The sequence below is a fragment of the Halopiger aswanensis genome (assembly GCF_003610195.1).
Lineage (GTDB): Archaea > Halobacteriota > Halobacteria > Halobacteriales > Natrialbaceae > Halopiger > Halopiger aswanensis.
This window is the reverse complement of sequence record NZ_RAPO01000002.1, coordinates 1,209,977-1,229,889: the sequence shown is the minus strand read 5'-3', so window position 1 is coordinate 1,229,889 and position 19,913 is coordinate 1,209,977. Positions and strand designations below refer to the sequence as shown.

Annotated in this window: 17 protein-coding genes; 10 read left to right on the top strand and 7 right to left on the bottom strand. The window is 65.9% G+C overall.

The features are described from left to right. Positions 1-23 precede the first annotated feature (23 nt). The gene (locus tag ATJ93_RS12940; RefSeq protein ID WP_120245026.1) at positions 24-1,520 is read right to left on the bottom strand and encodes a sulfatase; all 1,497 of its coding nucleotides are present in this window, start codon (positions 1,518-1,520) and stop codon (positions 24-26) included. Positions 1,521-1,615: 95 nt separating this feature from the next. On the opposite strand from ATJ93_RS12940, the gene ATJ93_RS12935 reads away from it, so the two are divergent. Beyond that, complete coding sequence (locus ATJ93_RS12935; RefSeq protein WP_120245025.1) at positions 1,616-2,992, top strand: sulfatase family protein; 1,377 nt, start codon at positions 1,616-1,618, stop codon at positions 2,990-2,992. Between the two features lie 18 nt (positions 2,993-3,010). Here ATJ93_RS12935 and ATJ93_RS12930 read toward each other — a convergent pair whose 3' ends face one another. Then, positions 3,011-3,979 carry a nucleoside hydrolase gene (locus ATJ93_RS12930; RefSeq protein ID WP_120245024.1) on the bottom strand — a complete coding sequence of 323 codons (969 nt, stop codon included), beginning with the start codon at positions 3,977-3,979 and terminating at the stop codon, positions 3,011-3,013. A gap of 106 nt (positions 3,980-4,085) precedes the next feature. Between ATJ93_RS12930 and ATJ93_RS12925 the strand changes: the two genes are divergently transcribed. From ATJ93_RS12925 to ATJ93_RS12910, 4 genes are all read left to right on the top strand, one after another. Continuing rightward, positions 4,086-4,448 carry a carboxymuconolactone decarboxylase family protein gene (locus ATJ93_RS12925; RefSeq protein WP_120245023.1) on the top strand — a complete coding sequence of 121 codons (363 nt, stop codon included), beginning with the start codon at positions 4,086-4,088 and terminating at the stop codon, positions 4,446-4,448. Positions 4,449-4,537: 89 nt separating this feature from the next. Beyond that, positions 4,538-5,368, top strand: coding sequence for a tRNA pseudouridine(38-40) synthase TruA (gene truA / locus ATJ93_RS12920; protein ID WP_120245022.1), 831 nt, complete (start codon positions 4,538-4,540; stop codon positions 5,366-5,368). Positions 5,369-5,412: 44 nt separating this feature from the next. After that, entirely contained in the window at positions 5,413-5,655 is a 243-nt protein-coding gene (locus tag ATJ93_RS12915; protein WP_120245021.1) for a hypothetical protein, read from the top strand. A 347-nt stretch (positions 5,656-6,002) separates the two neighbouring features. Further along, positions 6,003-7,526 carry a DUF4397 domain-containing protein gene (locus tag ATJ93_RS12910; RefSeq protein WP_120245020.1) on the top strand — a complete coding sequence of 508 codons (1,524 nt, stop codon included), beginning with the start codon at positions 6,003-6,005 and terminating at the stop codon, positions 7,524-7,526. Positions 7,527-8,089: 563 nt separating this feature from the next. Here the strand turns inward: ATJ93_RS12910 and ATJ93_RS12905 are convergent. Further along, positions 8,090-8,365 (bottom strand): PadR family transcriptional regulator, encoded by a 276-nt coding sequence (locus tag ATJ93_RS12905; RefSeq protein WP_013881082.1) that lies wholly within the window; start codon positions 8,363-8,365, stop codon positions 8,090-8,092. Positions 8,366-8,549: 184 nt separating this feature from the next. Between ATJ93_RS12905 and ATJ93_RS12900 the strand changes: the two genes are divergently transcribed. Further along, positions 8,550-9,104, top strand: a complete 555-nt coding sequence (locus ATJ93_RS12900; RefSeq protein ID WP_120245019.1) for an NUDIX hydrolase — start codon at positions 8,550-8,552, stop codon at positions 9,102-9,104. 272 nt (positions 9,105-9,376) lie between these two features. Here the strand turns inward: ATJ93_RS12900 and ATJ93_RS12895 are convergent, their stop codons facing one another. Then, entirely contained in the window at positions 9,377-10,447 is a 1,071-nt protein-coding gene (locus tag ATJ93_RS12895) for a putative sodium/potassium/calcium exchanger (RefSeq protein WP_245977557.1), read from the bottom strand. Between the two features lie 455 nt (positions 10,448-10,902). Next, on the bottom strand, positions 10,903-12,258 hold the full coding sequence (locus ATJ93_RS12890) for a midas domain-containing protein (RefSeq protein WP_211334056.1): 1,356 nt from the start codon (positions 12,256-12,258) through the stop codon (positions 10,903-10,905). 334 nt (positions 12,259-12,592) lie between these two features. On the opposite strand from ATJ93_RS12890, the gene tgtA reads away from it, so the two are divergent. Further along, positions 12,593-14,068, top strand: coding sequence for a tRNA guanosine(15) transglycosylase TgtA (gene tgtA, locus ATJ93_RS12885; protein ID WP_120245016.1), 1,476 nt, complete (start codon positions 12,593-12,595; stop codon positions 14,066-14,068). 114 nt (positions 14,069-14,182) lie between these two features. Here tgtA and ATJ93_RS12880 read toward each other — a convergent pair whose 3' ends face one another. Next, positions 14,183-14,521, bottom strand: coding sequence for a HalOD1 output domain-containing protein (locus ATJ93_RS12880; RefSeq protein WP_120245015.1), 339 nt, complete (start codon positions 14,519-14,521; stop codon positions 14,183-14,185). A 184-nt stretch (positions 14,522-14,705) separates the two neighbouring features. After that, entirely contained in the window at positions 14,706-15,179 is a 474-nt protein-coding gene (locus ATJ93_RS12875) for an Lrp/AsnC family transcriptional regulator (RefSeq protein ID WP_120245014.1), read from the bottom strand. A gap of 126 nt (positions 15,180-15,305) precedes the next feature. Here ATJ93_RS12875 and ATJ93_RS12870 point away from each other — a divergent pair, with 126 nt between their 5' ends. The 3 genes from ATJ93_RS12870 to arcS all read left to right on the top strand — a co-directional run bounded on the left by ATJ93_RS12870 (position 15,306) and on the right by arcS (position 19,428). Continuing rightward, a complete protein-coding gene (locus ATJ93_RS12870) occupies positions 15,306-15,668 on the top strand; it encodes a TRAM domain-containing protein (protein WP_120245013.1) in 363 nt (120 codons plus the stop codon). 183 nt (positions 15,669-15,851) lie between these two features. Continuing rightward, on the top strand, positions 15,852-17,612 hold the full coding sequence (locus ATJ93_RS12865; protein ID WP_120245012.1) for a Na+/H+ antiporter NhaC family protein: 1,761 nt from the start codon (positions 15,852-15,854) through the stop codon (positions 17,610-17,612). Positions 17,613-17,676: 64 nt separating this feature from the next. After that, positions 17,677-19,428 carry an archaeosine synthase subunit alpha gene (gene arcS, locus ATJ93_RS12860; RefSeq protein WP_120245011.1) on the top strand — a complete coding sequence of 584 codons (1,752 nt, stop codon included), beginning with the start codon at positions 17,677-17,679 and terminating at the stop codon, positions 19,426-19,428. The last annotated feature ends 485 nt before the right edge of the window (positions 19,429-19,913 follow it).

The window sequence follows — 19,913 nt, the reverse complement described above, 5'->3', positions numbered from 1 at the left end:
TCAATTGGGCGCCCGTCGGCCCCTCAGAGGTAGCCTAAATCGGCCAGCCGATCCTTCGTCCCCTCCCGGATGTCGACGTCTTCGGTCCCCGCCTCGTCCGCGTCCGGTTTCGTGAGCGGCTCGAATCGGCTCTCGAGGTGCTCGCGCATTCGCTCGACGACGTCGGGTTCGGCGTCCGAGACGTCAGTTTGTTCTCGCGGATCGGTCTCGAGGTGGTGCAGGCGCTCGAAACCGTCGTCCCCGCGGACGTACTTGTACTCGCGGGTCCGGACGGCGCGCAGTCGGCGGTCGTACTCGCGGACCCGATCCGGAATCTCCCCGAAGCGCGCCTCGAGGCGCTCGATCGAGGGCTGCGGAGCGGCGTACTCCGCGAAGACGGCCTCGCGACGCTCGGCGTCGGACTCGGGGTGGAGCGATCGACCCGAACTCTGCTCGCGCAGCTCCGGATCGTCGATGCCGGCCGTCTCGAGCAGTGTGTCGGGCAGGTCGATCAGCTGGACTAACTCTCGCCGGCGACCGCCGTCGGTGAACGGGCCGCCGTGGAGCACCAGCGGGACGTTGATCAGCGTGTCGTAGAGGTTGTACTGGTGACCGAAGAAGCCGTGCTCGCCGACGTGTTCGCCGTGGTCGCCACAGACCACGAACAGGGTATCCTCCCACTCGCCGGCTTCCTCGAGAGCCGACCGGAGCGCGGCGATCTGGTCGTCGACGTAGGCGAGTTCGGCTCGATAGAGCCCGCGCAGCATGGCGAACTCCCGCTCGGAGATGTCGTAATCCTCGCAGTCGTAGGCGCGGGGATCCTGCCTGATCGACGTCGCTTCCTCGTAGCTCGCGCCGTCGGGGAGGAACTCGGCGGCGTACTCGCGGGGCGGATCGTACTCGACGTGGGGTTCGATGAAGTTACAGAACAGAAAGAAGGGCTCGTCGTCCCGCTCGGTAAGCCAGTTGCGGATCCAGGTCGTCGAGCGATCGGAGCCGTCGTCGCCGGCGGGCTGGAAGACCTCGCTGTAGAGGATGTTGGCCGCGTTGACGGCCGGATTGCCGTCGAACAGCCGCTCGCGGGTCGCGGCGAGCTTCTCCCGGAGGTCCTCGCCGCGGACGACGGCGCCCATGTCCGCGTCGGACTGGATGTACTGCCAGCCCTTGCGGAGATCGTCGAACCCGCGGTCGAAACCGAACTCCTCGGTGATCCAGGTGTTGTTCGAAACGCCGATCGTCTGAACGCCGTTCTCGGCGAACGCTTCGGGGAGGGTCCGGAGCTCGTCGTCGAGAAAGAGGTGATCGCCGTGGGTCCCGTGCTCGGACGGGTAGGTCCCGGTAAACATCGAGGCGTGGGACGGCAGCGTCCACGGCGCGGCCGCGAAGGCGTTGTCGAAGGCGGTTCCCTCCGCCGCGAGTCGAGACAGCGTCGGAGTCGTCCGCTCGCCGATACTTTTCGCCCGGGCCGTATCGAGAACGACGAGAACGACGTTCTGAACGGTCGAATGTGACGTCGATTCACTTCCGTTAGACTCGTCCATACCTGATAGACGTTCGCCCCTCGCGGGGAAGGCCACCCGCCCCGAATATGCCGGGGAAAGGGGGTTACTGTGGATGCAGTTACATCCAATTCCTCATGGCTCAGCCCCAGCAACAGCCCAACGTCGTTCTGATTCACTGCCACGACCTCGGAAAGTACGTGGGCTGTTACGGCGCGGCCGTCGACACGCCCCGGATCGACGCGTTCGCGGCCGACGGCGTCCGGTTCGATCGCCACTTCGTGACCGCGCCCCAGTGTTCGCCGAGCCGCTCGAGTCTGATGACCGGGCGCCACCCTCACCAGAACGGGATGCTGGGGCTCGCACACGCCGGCTGGGAGATCGACGAGGACGAGCAGCTGCTTCCCGAACTGCTCGGCGCGGCGGGGTACGAGACCCACCTCTTCGGACTCCAGCACATCACCGAGTACCCCGACCGGCTGGGCTACGACCGGATTCACTCGGAGAACTCCCTGACCACGGACGGACCGCCGTCCGTCCACGAGTCGGCCCGCGCTCGAGAGGTCGCCGACGACTTCGCCGACACGCTGGCGGCCGGTGACCTCGAGACACCGTTTTTCGCCTCCATCGGTTTCTTCGAGGTCCACCGCATGGAGGAGGCCGACGGGTTCGGCTTCGCGGACGACCGCTACGACACGCCCGATCCCGACGACGTCGACCCGCTCGCGTTCCTCCCGGACGACCCCGGTATCCGGTCCGACATTTCCCAGATCCAGGGGATGGTCGGAGCGATCGACGACGGCGTCGGGAGCGTCCTCGACGCGCTCGAGGACGCGGGGCTGACCGACGAGACGCTCGTCGTCTTCACGACCGAACACGGGCTCGCGATGCCCCGGGCTAAGGGGACCTGTTTCGATCCCGGGATCGAGGCCGCGTTCGCGGTTCGCTATCCGGACGGGTTCGACGGCGGGCGGGTCGAGGACGCCCTCGTGAGCAACGTCGACGTCTTCGCGACCCTGCTCGAGATCGCGGACGCGCCCCAGCCCGAGAAGGAGATCGCCGGCGAGAGTTTCGCCTCGCTCCTGTTCGAGGACGGGACGTACGAGCCCCGCGATCGAATCTTCGCCGGCATGACCTGGCACGACCGCTACAACCCGGTCCGAGCGATCAGAACCGACCGCTGGAAGTACATCCGGAATTTCTGGAACCTCCCGGACGTCTACCTGACGAACGACATCTACTGCAGCGACGCCGGCCGCGAGGTCCGCGACGAGTTCTACGACGAGCAGCGATCCCACGAGGAACTGTACGACCTCGAGAACGATCCGCTCGAGCGGGAGAACCTGATCGCGGACGACGGCTCGGACGACCCTGCGGTCGCGGAGGTACACGAGCGTCTCCGAAGAGAGTTGGGGGACTGGATGGCGGCGACCGGCGATCCGCTCCTCGAGGAACCCGTGCTGCCGAACGACGTGGACGATGCGCACCCGTGGACGGAGGACGGCCGACGCTGAGCGCCGCCGGTCGCGACGCTATCCCGTCGCTTCCGCGTTGGCGCACCGTAGGTACCGCTCGAGCGACTCGACAACCAGTTCGCGAAAGCGCTCGTAGTCAGCCTCGAGCGCCACGGCTCCGTTCGGCGGCGCGTCCGTAACGCCGTGGGAATCGACCGCCAGCGCGCCCCTAGCGAGGTCGCCGTCGGCGCCGACCTCGAGCGGAGACGACTCGGTCTCGAGAAGATCCCCGTCGATCAGTCCGGCGACCGCGAGCGCGTCGTGCAGCGCCGCCGACTCGATCCCGTACCGGTCGCGATGGGCCGTGTCGTAGTAGGTGAGCCACTCGTCGATCGACTGCGCGAGCGGGCCGTCCCGGGACTCCGAAAGCGACTCGAGAAGATCCGGCGGGACGGTGGCCTGCGTCGTCACGTCGAGTCCGACCAGCGTCGGTTCGCAGTCCCGGACGACCCGCCGAGCCGCGTGCGGATCGGCGTGAAAGTTCGCCTCCGCCAGCGGCGTGACGTTGCCCTGCGCGAACGCGGCCCCGCCCATGACGATCAGTTCGTCGAGCAGGTCGGGGAGGTCCGGCTCGAGGGCGTGGGCCAGCGCCACGTTCGTCAGCGGGCCGATCGCCGCCAGCGCGAGGTCGCCGTCGTGCGCTCGCGCCTGTTCGACGATGAACTGCGCGGCGTGGACGTCGGCTGGCTGCGTCGCCGGACTCGGCTCCGGCAGCTCGCCCCGAATGCCGCCCTCGCCGTGGATCTCTTCGGCCGTCTCGAGCGGGACGTTCAGCGGCCGGTCCGCGCCCGCCGCGATCGGCACGCCGGTCCGATCGATCAACTCGAGGATCCCGCGGGCGTTCGCCGTCGTCTCCGCGACCGACGCGTTCCCGTGGACGGTCGTCAGCCCGACGACCTCGAGGGCGGCGTTCTCGAGGGCCAGCAGGAGCGCGACGGCGTCGTCGCAGCCGGGGTCCGTGTCGATCAGCACCGGGCGCGTCGTCATAGGGAATCGTCGGAGGTCGCCGCCAATAAACCGCCGGGCGGGAGGTGACGGGTGTCCGCGCGACCCGCCAACCATTAACGTCACCCGCGGTGTCGTCGCCACCGCTATGGCAGACGACCTCGAGAATCCAGCGGAGGAACTGCCCGCAACTGCCGGCGACCTCGCCGCGGAGTACCCGGACGTCTGGGACGCCTACGCCGACCTCGGCGCGGCCGCCGCCGAAGCCGGGCCGATCGACGACGAGACGAAGCGCCTCGTCAAACTCGGGATGGCCGTCGCCGTCCAATCGGAAGGCGCCGTCCACTCCCACGTCCGGCGCGGCCTCGAGGAGGATATCCCGCCCGAGGCGCTCAAACAGGTCGCCGTGCTCTCGATTCCGACGGCCGGCTTCCCGCAGGCGATGGCCGCGCTGAGTTGGATCGCCGATATTACGGACGACGATCGAGAGACGACTCAGGAGCAGTCCTGATACCTCGCCCGCCGAACGGCGCTCGCATTCGAGTTCGACGCCCCTAACACGTCACCGCCCGTGGCTCGAGGTATCCACCGATGGCCTCGATGCGCGCGTTCCGGCTCGCCTACGACGGCACCGACTACTACGGGTTCCAGCGCCAGCCCGACGTCCCGACCGTCGAGGACGCCGTCTTCGACGCCCTGCGCTCGCTCGAGGTGCTCGACGCGGACGCCGACAAACCCGCCGGCTACGCCGCCGCCGGCCGCACCGATCGGGGCGTCTCGGCGCTCGCCCAGACGATCGCCTTCGAAGCGCCCGACTGGCTCACACCGCGGGCGCTGAACGGCGAACTCCCCGCCGACGTCCGCGCGTGGGCAGCGGCGGCGGCGCCCGACGGCTTCCACGCGACTCACCACGCGACTCGTCGGGAGTACACCTACCACCTCCACGCCCCGCCCTCGAGCGTCGACGACGACCGCTTCGTCGCGGCCTGCGACGCCCTCTCCGGCCCGCACGACTTCCACAATCTCACGCCGGACGAACACAATACGGAGCGGGCGCCGGCGCTCGAGGCGACCCGCGACGGTGACTACCTCGTCATCACCGTGACGGCGGACGGCTTCGCTCGCGAACTGGTCCGACGACTCGTTTCGCTCGCCCGTCGCGTTGGCACCGGCGAGGCGTCGCTCGAGGCCGTCGACCGAGCGCTGGCGTCCGAGTCACTGCCGGGCCACGAGGGGATTCCGCCCGCGCCGCCGGAGCCGCTCGTGTTGACCGGCGTCGACTATCCGGACCTCGAGTTCGAGATCGACGAGCAGGCAGCCGAGAGCGCTCACGACGTGTTCGAGACGCGGCGGATCGACCGCCAAACGACGGCGCGGGTCGCCGGCGATATCGCGGCCGGCGTTCGGGGCGTCGACCGGCCGAACGAGTAGTCGAGACACGAGCGTTTTTGACGGCGGGGTTCACACGACGGCGCATGGAACTCTCGCCGGACGAATACGGCGCCTACTGGCGCGCGTCGATCCGCATCGCAGCGGGCCTGCTCGTGATCGCGCTGGCCCAGACGGTTACCGCGCCGCTGTTCGCCTACTCGAATCTCGGTGCGGTCGGTCTCGGTGTCGTGCTGTTCGTGCTCCTCGTGCTCGCCGGAACGTTCGTCGCTACGCTCGGCCTCGCTCGCGTCGTTCGGACCGCCGTCGACGCGGAGGTGCGCGGCTGAGCCCTCGTGTCGCTGCTCTCGATTGTGTCGTGCTATCAGACAACTCGCTTAGCTCCGCCTGGCTCTCGAGTTCCAGCGCTATCGTCTGCCCGCTGCCTGTCTCCGCTCGATTGGTGCCACCGCTGTGACACGCTAGTGTGGCTGTACCGTCACCCCGGGGTGGCACGGGCCACTGCCGATTCCGTCGGCCACGGCTCGTGCGCCAAACGTCCCCATATTCGTGCGTAGGTTGGCGTTTCGATCCGTTACGAGACCGCTACGCTGAGCCGGACTGAATAAACGAGCCGACAATCAGGGTAACTGACTGGCCTGTTTTTCGTCTCGAGACCCCCGGTTCCGACTGCCGTATGACACTCTCACGACGCTCGACCATCAAGACGATCGGCGTAGTCGGCGCAGGATCGGCCCTCTCGAACTCGGTCCTCGCGGTCAACCAGCACGAGGACGACGAGCGAGACGAATCCGCACAGGCCGACGAGGACGAGGAGACGGGCGCGATCCGCGTCGCCCACTTCTCGCCCGACGCGCCCGAGGTGGACGTCTACGTTAACGACCAGCAAATCCTCACGGACGTCGCGTACGACGACGTCTCGCCGTATCTCGAGATCATCCCGGGCACGTATACCCTGACGATAACGGCCGCGGGCGACGAGGAAGCCGTCGTCTACGAACAGCAGATCAACGTCGGCTCGGGCTACTACACGGCCGCCGCGATCGGCGAACTCGAACTCGAGGACGAGGCGGGCGGCCTCGGCGCTGACGAAGGTGACGCTCTCTCGTCCGATAGCGACGACAATAGCACCGACTCCGAGGCCGGCGACTACGGCAACGAGTCGGTCGCCAACGAAACGGACGGCGACGACAACGCTACGGACGACGAGGTCGTCGAGCCCGACGACGAGGGCGCCGCTGACGAGGACCCGCTCGGGGAGACGGGCACGTTCGACGTCCTCCTGCTGGTCGACCGACCCGAGGAAGAGGTCGACAACGCGATCAAGGGCGAGGACGCCGGCCAGGTCCGACTGGTCCACGCCTCGCCGGACGCCCCGAACGTCGCCGTCGCCGTCGATTCCGGGCAGGTGCTCTTCGAGGATGTCGGGTACACCGAACCGTCCGGATACATCGGCGTTTCCGCCGGCGACGTGACGCTCGATATCTACGACGCCGCCGACGTGGACGGCCCCGTCATCGGTGGCATGGAAGCCGACGGCGACGACGAGTCCGGCCTCAACGCCAGCGACGACGAGTCCGGCCTCAACGCCAGCGACGACGAGGCTGGCGATGCGGACGGTGAGTCCGACGCGATCGGCACCGAGGACCCCGAACCCGTCGCCTCCGTCGACCTCGAGGTCGACCGGGGGCAGGGCTACACGATCTACGCGATCGGCTACCTCGAGCCGGCCGACGACCTCGGCGGCGACGCATCCGACGAGGAAGCCGATGTCGACGCCAACGGGACTGACGACGCCGGTAACGAAACCGCGGGCATCGGCAACGAAACGGACGACGACAACGGGACCGAGACCGATTCGGACCTCGGCAGCAGCGACGAGTCGGACGACGGATCGGCCGACGAGGACGACCGCTCGTTCGACACGACCATCCTCCTCGACGGGACGATGGATGCGAACGACGCCGACGACGTCGATGACGACTCGGCCGAGGAGATGGACGAAGAGCCGATGGGTGACGACGAGGACGCCGACGACGCGGATACTGAGTCCGAATCCGCGCTTGACGACGATTCGGACGTCGGCAACGAGTCGGACGTCGGCAACGAGTCGGACGTCGGCAACGAGTCGGACGTCGGCAACGAGTCGGACGTCGACAACGAGTCAGTGACCAACGAGAGCGACGACAGCGACTACTGACCGGTGCTGTCCGTCACCCGTCGCTGACGCTGCGCTGCCACACTGACGGCGCCTTCTTTCGGTAACACGGCCCCTGTCGCGCTCCCGGAGCGCTCTGTGCCGTTTGCCCCTGCATAAACCGCGACATACAGTCGCTACGGTCGGTTGTAGGGGGCCTTTTCTGCTGGTTCGCTCACCCTACGGACCGGTCTCACTGCATCCGCAATCGGACTGCTCTGGTTTCGTACTCGAGTCCGACGATGACGGATGCAGCAACGAGTCAGCACTGCCGTCCCCGCTCGCCATCCATCTTACCGCGCCCGTCCTCACTACCACCACTACCACTGCTATCGATTGCGGGACCACCGACACGGATTGGGTGACGGCTCGAGCCACCGGTCGTTTGCGCTCGACGAGATCGTCCGTCGTGCTCTCGATCGACGATAGTGACGACCGACAGCTCCACCGCACTCGAGAGGTGCGACTCCTGTCCCCCTCCTGAGAACTAACGAGCGTCAGGAGGCCGCCGTCTCTACATCGACCACTGCACCGGAACCGGTCAGAATAGCGCCGAAAACCAGGAGTTAGACGTCGACGTACTGGTCGACCCACTCCTGGCGCTGCTCGAGTACGCGCCGGCCCTTCGGGGTCAGCGCGTAGTAGTTCGTCCGTCGATCGAGTTGGCCCTTCTCGACGAGTTCCTTCTCGACGAGCGTGTCGAGGTTCGGATACAGCCGGCCGTGGGTCACCGGCTGATCGATGTAGCGGTTGATGTCGTCGAGAATCTCTTGTCCTGATGGACGGTCTTTCCCTGCGATGACGTACAGCAAGTCACGCTGGAATCCAGTTAGTTGATCCATGGATCACCCTCTGAGTCCTAACGTTCACCGATCTGTGGCTTTGTTATAGAGCTGGTACGTCCCGACCGCGACCGAGAACGCGGTACGTAGGGCGAATATGGTCCGCTAACCGGGACGGATTCCGGTCCATACCGGTCCGTTCCGTGACGGGTCGTTTTTCAGCCCACCGTCCGTACGGGTCGGTATGTCATCGGATCCGCTCGCCTGGGACACCCTCGAGCAGGACGTCGTCTACTCCTGTCCGGGGTTCGACGTCGTTAACGAGTCCGTTCGCCTCCCCGACGGGACCGAAACCGACTTCGATTACGTCTCCGAGCCCGAAAGCGTCTCCATCCTTCCGTTCACGCCCGACGGGGACGTCGTCTGCATCGAGGAGTGGCGCCAGGCCGTCGACCGGGTCAACCGCAGCCTCCCCGTCGGCGGCACCGAACCCGAGGACGACGACCTCGAGGCGGCCGCCCGACGCGAACTCCGCGAGGAAACCGGCCACGAAGCCGACGAGTTGGAGCCGCTGGTGACCGTCGAGCCGGCCAACGGCATCGCCGACTCGGTGGTCCACTTCTTCGTCGCCCGCGGCTGTCGGCCGAGCGCGGACCAGCAACTCGATCACAACGAGAGCATCAGAGTGACGCCGCTGGCGTTCGACGACCTGCTCGCAGCCGTCCGCGACGGCGAGATCCGCGACGGCCGCACGGTACTCGCGCTGTCGTACTACCAGTTGCTCGAGGCGACGGCGTAATCTTCGGCCAGGTTCGGTTCTGGTTCTGCGACGGCCGCTCTTTTCGAGCGCTTCGGTCGTCGGTGCCCGTCGACTTCCACGCTCGCCGTTGCGGTCGCTCAGTTAGCCACATCAACGCCGGGAGTGTCCACGGTGTCCACAGTCGGTCCGTCGACTATAGTTACGGCGCTGCTGCGCGCCTTCGCACGACGGACTGCAAAAATGATCGAGTCCTCGGTATGACCGCTCGGGAGCGGTCAGCGATTCGCCGGTTAGCCTACTCGAGCGATCGATTACTGTCCGGCCTCTTCATCGTCGCTCGCGCTGTCTACGCCACCGACTTCTTCACTTTCGTTGGCCGACTCGTTGCCGGTCTCGTTCTCGCCGGTCGCGTTCTCGTCCGTCGCGTTTCCGCTCGTCTCGTTGCTCGCCGTCACGTCCTCGAGGTCGCTCGGATCCTCGATGGTCATGTTCTGGGCCTCGAGGGTTTCGATGCCGACGTGTGCCGAGGAGGCCTGCGAGATGGTTTCGCCGCTCGTGGTGTCCATCTCGGTGTCCATCTCGGTCTCGTTGGCCGTCTCGTTCTCGGACTCCATGCCAGTCTCGTTCTCGGTGGCCGTCTCGTTGCCGGCAGCCGCGTCACCTTCCTGCAGGCTCTGGATCGACATCTGGTCGATCACGACCTCGTCGACGTCGAACTGCTCGATCGTGAGCTCGTCGATCTCCTGTGCGGATTCGTTGCCGGCGGTCGCGTTCGTCTCGTTGCCGCTCTGGTTCTCGTCACCGCCGCCGTCTCCGTCGCCGCCGAAGATGCCGCCGATGAAGTCGCCGATCTGGCCGAGAATGCCGCCACCTTCCTCAACCTCGAGGCTTTCGACGGACATCTCCTGGACGTCCATCGTCTCGATGGTGAGCTCTTGGACCGCGAGCTCGTTCGTGTCTTCCTCGATCAGATCCTGCCCGCTGCTTTCGTTCATGTCGCCGGCGGTCATGCCGGTCTCGTTGTCGTCAGTTTCGTTGTCGTCGGTTTCGTTGTCGTCCGTCGCGTTGTCAGCCGCCATTTCACCGCTATCCAGCTCGAGCTCTTCGAACGAGACGTTCTCGAACGCGAGCTGCTCGATCTCGATGCCGGAAAGCGTCACGCTCTCTCCGGTGGCGTTCGTTTCGTTGCCGGTCGTCGCGTTCGTCTCGTTGTCAGTTGCGTTCGTTTCGTTGCCGTCCTCGCTCGCGTTGAGCTCCTGCTGGAGTTGCTCCGTACTGGCGTTGAGTTGCTCGACGTTCAACTCCTCGATCGTCGCGTTCTCGACGGTAACGTTCTCCAGTTCGAGAACGTCGACCTGTACGTTTTCGAGCGTCGCGCTCACGTCTCCCGTTTCAGCGTCGTTCGCAGTCGCGGTTGTCCCTGTCGTCGCACCGACGAGGGCGGAACCCCCCGAAAATGAAAGGGCAACCATCAGCGCCGCGAATACTACACCGATTTTGTGCGATCGTGCAACCATGCACTACCTTCCTACCGGCGTATCCCGGCTAAAACGAGGCGACTGTTACGGCGTTATCTCGCAGAAACACGGCGTTAGAATCCGCCCGAAGCGCCCTAATCGTCCGTTCCTCGTTTCCGTTTCGATGAGTGTCTCGAACGGCGAGTTTGAACGTTCGTTCGAGCGCCCTCAGCGTTCTGCCTGCGACCGCTACCGCCTTATAGAACTCCTCAGAAAACAATATTTTACTGGGGCGACAGTACGCGTCGAAAAAGATAGCCGGGTGACCAGTCGACCGACCGACCGGTCGCGTGCGTTGTCCCGCGTGAACGACCGGGCGATCAGTGCAGGATGGCGGCCAGCTCGGTGTCGCTCTCGTTGTCGTCGTCACCGAGCTCGCTGTCGTTCGTCGTCTCGGTGTCGTTGTCGTCTTCGTCGTCCATCCCGACGTCCGTCTCGGTATCGTTCGTCTCAGTGTCGTCGGTCTGTCCGATGTTCTCGAGGTCGGCGGCGTCGCCGAGCGTCAGCGTGTCGGTGGTCGCGTTGCCGATCTCGATCATGGACGCGGACGCCTGCGAGACGGTCTCAGTCTCGCCGTCGGACGCGGTCTCGTTGTCCGCGTCGTCGGTCATCGTTTCCGTTTCGGACTCGTTGTCGTCCTCATCGATGGCGACGTCGGTCTCGTTGTCGTCGTCGACGCTAACGTTCGTCTCGTTATCGTCCGTCTCGTTGTCGAGACCGTCCGAACCATCGTCAGCCGCGGTTCCTTCCTCGACCTGCTGGACCGTCATCGAGTCGATGCTGATCTCGTCGACGTCGAACTGTTCGATGGTCAGCTCCTCGAACTGCTGCTCGCTGCTGCTCTCGTTGGTCGCGTCGGTCTCGTTATCGTCTTCATCGACGCTGACGTTCGTCTCGTTGTCGTCATCGTCGATAGCGACGTCCGTTTCGTTGTCGTCTTCGTCGAGAGTGACGTCCGTCTCGTTATCGTCGCTCTCGTTGTCCGCCATCTCGTCGGTGCCCGTGCCGTCCTCGACGGTGATCTCGTCGATCGAAAGCTGCTCGACGTCCATCGTCTCGATGGTGAGCTCCTGGACGGTGAGCTCGCTCGTGCCCTCGTCGATCAGACTCTGTTGACTGCTCTCGTTGTCGGTTGCGTCCGTTTCGTTGTCCTCCTCGTCGACGGCGACGTCGGTCTCGTTCTCATCCTCGTCGACGGCGACGTCAGTTTCGTTGTCGTCTTCGTCGACAGCAACATCAGTCTCGTTGTCGTCGGCAGCGTCGGTCTCGTTATCGCCGTCCTGCTCGAGTTCCTCGATCGAGACGTTCTCGAGTTCGAGCTGTTCGAGCTGGATGTCGGATATCGTCACTTCCTCGCCGGCGGACGCGGTTTCGTTGTCAGTTTCGTTATCGTCGGCCGCGTCGGTCTCGTTCTCGCCACCGGCGTCGAGCTCGTCCTCGAGTTCGGACGTGTCGGCGTCGAACTCCTCGACGTTCAGCTCCTCGATCGTCGCGTTCTCGACCGTCACGTTATCGAGATCGAGGGTTTCGACCTGTACGTTTTCGAGCGTTGCGCTCACGTCTCCCGCCTCGGCGTCGTCGGCTGTTGTTGTCGCACCTGCGAGGGCGGGACCCCCCGAGATGGCGACTAGCAGTGCCATGAAGACCACACCGAGTTGCTGTGATCGTGAAACCATGCACCCGGTGCTACCGCCGTCGGACGGCTAAAACGAGGTGACTGTTACGGGCTTGTCCCGAAGAAACAGCCAGTTTGAATCCTGCAACGGTCGCTAATCGGCGTTTCACCGTATCGGGATCGATGACCGTAATCGAACTCGACATCCGTTCCGATCGCCTAGCAAATCCGGATTGTGCCTGCGATTGCTGCTCGAGGGCTGAAACCGCCGGAAAACGGAATATTTACCGCGCGATCAGCTGCCCGACTATCGCGAACTGACACCAACCGGACGGCGACCGGACGGTCGGTCGAAACCTGCACTGACTTACGTCGGCCCCGCCAACGGACGGCCGATGCGCGAGTGCTTCGAGATCCGGGACACCGACGCCGGCGGGCGAATCGGCGAACTCACCGTTCCCCGCGCGGACGTCACCGTCGAGACGCCGGCCCTGCTGCCGGTGATCAACCCAAACTTAGACACGATCAGTCCGCGCCGCATGGCCGAGGAGTTCGGCGCCGAGATTCTCATCACGAACTCCTACATCATCCACGGAACGGAGGACGTCCGCGAGCGGGCCCTCGAGGACGGCCTCCACGAGGTGCTGGATTTCCCCGGCGCGATCATGACCGACTCCGGCTCGTTCCAGCTGTCGGAGTACGGCGAGATCGACGTCACCACCGAGGAGATCCTCGAGTTCCAGCACCGGATCGGCTCGGACATCGGCACGCCGGTCGACATTCCGACGCCGCCGGACGTCGACCGCGAGCGCGCCGAGGACGAACTCGCGACCACGCAGGAACGACTCGAGGTCGCCGAAACCGTCGACACCGGCGACATGCTGGTTACCGCGCCGGTCCAGGGATCGACCTACCCCGACCTCCGCGAGGAGGCCGGCCGCCACGCCGACGCGACGGCCCTCGACGTCTTCCCCGTCGGTGCGGTCGTCCCGCTGATGAACGATTACCGGTACGACGACATGGTCGACGTCGTCGCCGCCGCCAAGCGCGGCCTGGGCGCCGACGCGCCGGTCCACCTCTTCGGCGCCGGCCACCCCATGATGTTCGCGCTCGGCGTCGCGATGGGCTGTGACCTGTTCGACTCCGCGGCCTACGCGCTGTACGCTCGCGACGACCGCTACCTCACCGTCCGCGGAACCCGCCAACTCGAGGACCTCGAGTACCTGCCCTGTTCCTGTCCGGTCTGCACCGAGCACTCGCCCGACGACCTCCGCGCGCTGCCCGACCGCGCTCGCGAGGAGGAACTCGCCGCGCACAACCTCCACGTCACCTTCGAGGAGATCCGCCGCGTCAAACAGGCCATCCGCGCCGGCAACCTCCTCGAACTCGTCGAGCAGCGCGCCCGCGCCCACCCGACGATGCTCGACGGCTACCGGACGCTGCTCGACCACGCCGCGCAACTCGAGCGGTCCGATCCCGTCTCGAAGGGCGCGTTCTTCCACGTCTCCCACGAGAGCGCGCGCCGTCCCGAGGTTCTCCGGCACCACGAGCGCCTCGAGCGGCTCTCGGTGCCGGACTCGCTCCTGCTCACGGAGGGGGACGCGCCGCGGGGCGACCAGTACGACGACTCCTGGCGGGTCGAACCGCCTTTCGGCCCGTTCCCGCGGGCGCTCTCGAAGAGCTACCCGCTCACCGCCGAAGTGCCTGCACGGACCGATCGTGCGGCACAGGCGGCCGCCGCCGACGGCGTCGCCAAACTCGCCGCGGCGAACCCCGACACCGATCTCGCGCTCGCACACCGCGGCTGGCCGGCCGACGTCCTCGAGCGCGTTCCCGACTCGGTCGACCTGATCGATCTTACAGGGGCGTAACGGCGCCAGCACAGCCGCTCACGGTCGAGCCGAAAAACGAAAGAGACGTATTCGCATCCGCAGGGCCGAACCGACGTCGGCGGAACTGACGGCGGGTGGCGGGGTGAGTCGGCGTTAGACGCCGGACCGGAACTCGTCCGACTCGAGGACTGGCGCCGCCGGTTCGGCTGCGGTGATCTCGGCCGTCGTTCCGTCGATCGTGATCTCGAGGCCGTCGTCGAACGCGACGACGATATCGTGCTCATCGTAGACGAACGAGACCCGGCCACCTCGCGGACCGCCCCTTCGAGTCGGCTCGAACAGCGAATCGAGGGCATCCGGATCGATCCACTCGTATAAGGGCGGCAGTGCCGTCGGTTCGACGCCGCGCCGTGCCGCGACTGCCGTGATGACAGTGATGCTCACGGGCTCCTCGAAGCCGCCGTCAGTCGAACCGATAGATGAGTGATTCACGATCTACTCAAACGCTCCGGCACATAAAAGGATAGCGGGCATTCTCACTTTGAGTCGAAATTTCTCGATCTAGTTTCGTTTTCCGAATCTATAATGCAATATCGTTCGTAATACCACCCGGGACCGTTCGGCGTTTCGATGGTCCTCGATCGTCTCACCTCGAGCAACACTCCCGAACGCTGTCCTACTCCTCGACCGTATCCGCGCCGAAGTGATCGAACGGCTGTCGATATTCGGCTTTGAGGAGTTCCTCCTCGCTGACGTCGATTCCGGCCCGCTGGAGTCGACTGACGATCGCCGTGATCTCGTCGGTATCCGCCGCGACGAGGTCGATCCGTAGGTTCCGGTCGCCGGTCATGAGTTCGCGGACCGCGACGACGCCGTCGAACTCGAGGGCCGTCGCGGCCGCCTCGCCGCGCTCGTGGATCGGCACCGTACACTGGACCACCATGTGCATCGATTTCTCGGTCTGCTCGTAGTCGATCAGCGGTACGTAGCCGGCGATCACGCCCGCCTCCTCGAGGCGCTGAATCCGGTTCCGGACGGTGTTGGCGGTCACGCCGACCTCGCCGGCGATATCGGCCGCCGTCGTGTGTCGCGCGTCGTCCTGCAGTCGATGGAGGATCCCCCTATCGATATCGTCGAGTTCGAACCCCATAGGCTCCGTTTTTCGTCCAGCGAGAAGCGCTTTTGGTTCGTCGGCTGTGAGCGATACCGCCAGCCGGGTCCAGCCAACGGATCAGAACGTCCAAGGTGGTGGGGCTCTCTGACACGCACGAGAACGATGCTCGGGCTCGTGGCTGCCGTCCTCGTGCTTGTCGTCGCCCTCGTCGTTGCGACGTGGCTCCTGCCCCGCGTCGTCGGCGGGCTCCGGTCGACGGACCGCCTCAAATCGTGGCGACGCCACCGCGAGGCTCAGGAGCGCGAGCCGCCGGTCGACATCGGCGACGTGGAAGCGGTCGCCGTCCACGAGTTCACCGAGCACCACTCCGGTGATCGTCACGCCGTCTGCAAGATCGAGGGGTTCGTCGTCTTCGTCGAGGACGTCCCCTCGAGCGTCGCGGCGGGCGACGTGATCGAGATCAAGATCCTCTCGTTCAACCGCGGGCACACGTCGGCGACGGCGCGGTTCCTCGAGACTGCCTGATCCGACGGTGTGGTCGGTTACGTCCGTTCGCTGCCGTCTTTCTCTCGGTCTTCACGTTCCCTTCTGCCCTCGAGCGCTGCCAACGCGGTACGCCGTCTCGGCGGCACCGCGAACTGACTTGTCAAACTCTCGCTAGCCAACACACCACACACTTATTATGTCCCTCTAAAAATCACGGATCGTATGTCGGAATACGGTGTACTAGCGCTGGCACCGCCGCTGCTCGCGATCGGACTCGCGATGTACACGCGGCAGGTGCTGGTGTCGCTGTTCGCAGGCGTTTGGATCGGCGCGTTGATGGTCGCCGGCTGGAATCCGATCGCCGCGACGGCCCTGTCGATCGACTGGATCGTCGAGGTCGTCCGCGATCCGTTCGACACGCGGTTCCTCATCCTGATCCTGTTCATGGGCGCCGGCGCGGCCTTCATCTACCGCTCCGGCGGCGTCATCGCGCTGCAGAACTGGATCGGCCACCGCGTGAACACGGCTCGAGACTCCCAGATCCTGACGTGGCTCATCGGGATCTTCATCTTCTTCGACTCGTACACGAGCACCATCGTCACCGGCAACGCGACGCGGGAACTCGCCGAAGACAACTACAGCTCCCGCGAGATGCACGCGTACGCCCTCGACTCCACGACCTCGCCCGTGACCACGTTCGGCCCGGTCTCGAACTGGATCGGCTACCAGGTCTCGATGATCATCGTCGGCTTCGAGGCCGCCCGCGTCACCCTCGACGACCTCGGACTGTCGGCGTTCGGCCTGTTCCTCCAGAGCATCCCGTGGAACATCTACTGTCTGCTCGCCTTCTTCATGGTCGGGTTCATCGCGATCACCCAGCGGTTCTACGGCCCCATGCTCGACGCCGAGTGGCGCGCCCGCAGCCGGAAGGAGACGATCCGCGAGGACGCGACGCCGCTGTCGGACGTCTCGAGCGACGTCGGCGAGCCGAGCGAGCAGAACCCGACGCTGGTTAACTTCTTCGCGCCGATTCTGGCGCTGCTGGTCGTCGGGCTGGTCGCGATGTGGTGGCTCGGCGGCGGCCACGAGCCCGGCGTCGACGTCGCGACCGCCTTCCAGGAGACCGACGTCGCGCTCGGCCTGCTCTACGGCGCGTTCGCGTTCATGGTCGTCGGGATGGCCGGCGCGCTTGCGTTCCGGACGATGAGCCTCGAGGAGGCCAGCGATACGATCATCGACGGCTTCAAGACGATGATGATCGCCGTCGCGATCATCGTCCTCGCGTGGGCGATCGGCCACGCCGCCGATCAGGTCGGCACCGCCGACTTCATCGTCGACGTGCTCGTCGGGAGCGGCGTCCCCGGCTCCTTCCTCCCGATCCTGATCTTCGCCGCGGCGATGTTCGTCGCGTTCACGACCGGCACCTCGTGGGGGACGATGGCCATCCTGACGCCGCTGGCGATTCCGCTGGGGTACGAACTCGCCGACGCGTCGATCCTGCCGGTCGTCCTCGGGGTCCTGTTCGGCGGCGCTATCTGGGGCGACCACTGCTCGCCGATCAGCGACACGACGGTGATGTCCTCGATCTTCGCGGGGTCGGACCACATCGACCACGTCAACACGCAGATTCCGTTCGCGTGTACCGCCGCGGGCATCACGGTCGTGACGCTCCTGCTGTACGGCATCGGACTCACGTCGCCGTTCGTCCTGCTGCCGTTCGCGTTCATCGCGACCGCGGTCGCGGTAGTCGCGCTCAACAAATGGGACGCGAACCGGAAGGGGCTGCCCGAGGTGATGCCGACGACCGACGAGATCGACGGCGGCGTCGATACCGAACCCGCGAGCGGCGACGCCGCGACCCGGCGCGACCGCTCGATCGGCAACGGCTCCTACGGCGTCCTCGAGACGATTCCCCTCGTCGCAGTCGGGATCGTCGTCGCCTACCTGGGGCTGGTCTTCGTCTTCGCGACGTTCGGCGGGTGAGCGGTTGTAGCCGCCGTCGGACGCGACCGACAGCCTCTTTCGCGTTCCCCCACCCAGTTCGGGTATGACCGAGTATTTCGAAGTACACGAGCGCGACGGGGCCGCGCGCGTGGGCGAGTTGCGACTCACTGAGTCCCACACGACCCCCGCGCTCGTCGACGACCTGCTCGAGGACGCGGGCTCGCTGTGGAGCAACTCTCGCGAGATCCCCGAGGGTGACGACTCGAAACTCACCGTCCTTCCGCACCGCGCGTTCCCCGGCGGCACCGCCGACGAAGTGCAGGAATCCTTCGCCGTCGACTACCCCGACGTCGACTACCCCAGCGTCGCCGTCGTCTCGAGCGACCACGTCGACGATCACGGCACCGACGCCTACGCCGTCTCGGACGTCCAGTCCGCGATGGGCCACGGCGCGGCGCTGGTCGAGACCGTCGTGAACGTCCGCGAGGAGATCCCGACCGACACCGCCTTGCTGTTCTCGGGCGTCGCGACGCCGCGCAACGTCGCCCTGCTGGCCTACGTCGGCGTCGACATCTTCGACGCGACGGCGGCCGTCGTGAAGGGGACGGAGGGGCGCTATCTCACCACCGACGAGGCCTACTTCCTCGAGGACCTCGAGGAACTGCCCTGTAACTGCCCCGCATGCCAGCAACCCCGCGAGGAGTTCACCCGCGAGGACTGCGCCGAGCACAACCGCAACGCCCTCGAGTCGGAACTGGCGATCGTCCGCCGGCGGATTCGGGACGGCCGGCTTCGCGATTACGTCGAGGGCCAGGCCCGCCACGACCAGTGGCTCACCGCCGCCATGCGGGAACTGGACGACCAGTGGGGGTACCTCGAGGAGCGCACGCCCATCCTCCGGGACGCCCAGATTTCGGCGGCGACCGAGGACACCCTCCGGCGCGTCGAGATCCAGCGCTTCGCCGACCGCGTGACCACGAGGTACCGCAACCGCTTCGACAACCCGCTCGTGCTGGTGCCCTGCTCGGCCACCAAGCCCTACAGCGAGTCCCAGAGCCACCGGCAGTTCCACGACATCATCCAGTGGCGCGCCCACCTCGTCTCGATGACCTCGCCGATCGGCGTCGTCCCGCAGGAACTCGAGACGACCTACCCGGCTCAACACTACGACACCGTCGTCACCGGCCGCTGGTCCGAAGACGAGAAGCGGTTCGTCAGCGAGGTGCTGCGACGCTACCTCGAGCGCAACGAGTACCCCGAAATCATCGCCCACGTTCCGGACGAGGGCTACCGCGACATCGTCGAGCGCGTCGAGGACGAACTCGAGCTCGATATCACCTACACCGTCGCGGAGCACCCGACCGACGACGAGTCCCTCTCGAACCTCGGAACGGCGCTGTCGGGCGAACTCAAGTACTCCAAGCGCGAGCGCGAGCACAACACCGTCCGCGCCATCGCGGACTACCTGCTCGGCGACGGCGCCGGCGACGACCTCTTCGAGGACATCCAGACGACGAGTCGCTACCCGAAGATCCAGGTTCGGGACGGCGACGACGAGCAACTCGCGACGATGGTGCCGCAGTACGGCACCCTCTCCTTTACGCTCGAGGGCGCGCGCCGCTGGCTCGAGAGCGACGCGCCGGTCAAGCGCGTCGAGATCGACGGCTTCGTCCCCCACGGTAGCGTGCTCGCGCCGGGCGTCGTCGACGCCGACGAAGACATCCGCGTCGGCGACGAGGTCATCGTCGAGGGGCCGAGGGCCTTCGCCGTCGGCCGCGCCGAGATGTTCGGCCGGGAGATGGCCGAAAGTACGCGCGGCATCGCGGCCGAAGTGCGCCACGTCGAGGAGAAGTAGCGTCTTCGAACGTCGGTTCGGTCACCGCCCCGGACACTCCTTGAGCAGATGTTCGTGATAGCTCGCCGCGGGTACGTCCGCGCCGCAGAGATCGCACTTACGCCGTTCTTGGCGGTCTTGCCCGCTTCCGTCCGCGTCCCCGTCGGCTCTCTCTTCGCTCCCGGTCACGCCCGTTCGTTCTCGCTCGAGCACCCTCGTCGTTTCGTTGGTTATCGGCTTGGCGACGTCGCGTCATGCGTTCGACAACATCACCGCTATCGAACACCGGTGGTTTAGGGTGGCCTAAAATCCGAAACTACTTTGGTTGTTTAGGGGTGCCTAAATCACATGGAAGGCGCTCCTGTGACGGACAGTAGCCACGGCGTCGGGCGCCGTTCTGACCGCCGACATCGTGCGGACCGACGAGCGCGTTACGCTCGGACGCGTTCCCGTTCGCGAGGCCGACTCCCGCACCGATACTCCCGAACCAGCATCGAGTACCGCCG

Excerpts from the sequence above, each read along its gene's own strand:
- ATJ93_RS12940 (WP_120245026.1), bottom strand. The coding sequence starts at position 1,520 with ATGGACGAGTCTAACGGAAGTGAATCGACGTCACATTCGACCGTTCAG.
- ATJ93_RS12935 (WP_120245025.1), top strand. The coding sequence starts at position 1,616 with ATGGCTCAGCCCCAGCAACAGCCCAACGTCGTTCTGATTCACTGCCAC.
- ATJ93_RS12930 (WP_120245024.1), bottom strand. The coding sequence starts at position 3,979 with ATGACGACGCGCCCGGTGCTGATCGACACGGACCCCGGCTGCGACGAC.
- ATJ93_RS12925 (WP_120245023.1), top strand. The coding sequence starts at position 4,086 with ATGGCAGACGACCTCGAGAATCCAGCGGAGGAACTGCCCGCAACTGCC.
- truA (WP_120245022.1), top strand. The coding sequence starts at position 4,538 with ATGCGCGCGTTCCGGCTCGCCTACGACGGCACCGACTACTACGGGTTC.
- ATJ93_RS12915 (WP_120245021.1), top strand. The coding sequence starts at position 5,413 with ATGGAACTCTCGCCGGACGAATACGGCGCCTACTGGCGCGCGTCGATC.
- ATJ93_RS12910 (WP_120245020.1), top strand. The coding sequence starts at position 6,003 with ATGACACTCTCACGACGCTCGACCATCAAGACGATCGGCGTAGTCGGC.
- ATJ93_RS12905 (WP_013881082.1), bottom strand. The coding sequence starts at position 8,365 with ATGGATCAACTAACTGGATTCCAGCGTGACTTGCTGTACGTCATCGCA.
- ATJ93_RS12900 (WP_120245019.1), top strand. The coding sequence starts at position 8,550 with ATGTCATCGGATCCGCTCGCCTGGGACACCCTCGAGCAGGACGTCGTC.
- ATJ93_RS12890 (WP_211334056.1), bottom strand. The coding sequence starts at position 12,258 with ATGGTTTCACGATCACAGCAACTCGGTGTGGTCTTCATGGCACTGCTA.
- tgtA (WP_120245016.1), top strand. The coding sequence starts at position 12,593 with ATGCGCGAGTGCTTCGAGATCCGGGACACCGACGCCGGCGGGCGAATC.
- ATJ93_RS12875 (WP_120245014.1), bottom strand. The coding sequence starts at position 15,179 with ATGGGGTTCGAACTCGACGATATCGATAGGGGGATCCTCCATCGACTG.
- ATJ93_RS12870 (WP_120245013.1), top strand. The coding sequence starts at position 15,306 with ATGCTCGGGCTCGTGGCTGCCGTCCTCGTGCTTGTCGTCGCCCTCGTC.
- ATJ93_RS12865 (WP_120245012.1), top strand. The coding sequence starts at position 15,852 with ATGTCGGAATACGGTGTACTAGCGCTGGCACCGCCGCTGCTCGCGATC.
- arcS (WP_120245011.1), top strand. The coding sequence starts at position 17,677 with ATGACCGAGTATTTCGAAGTACACGAGCGCGACGGGGCCGCGCGCGTG.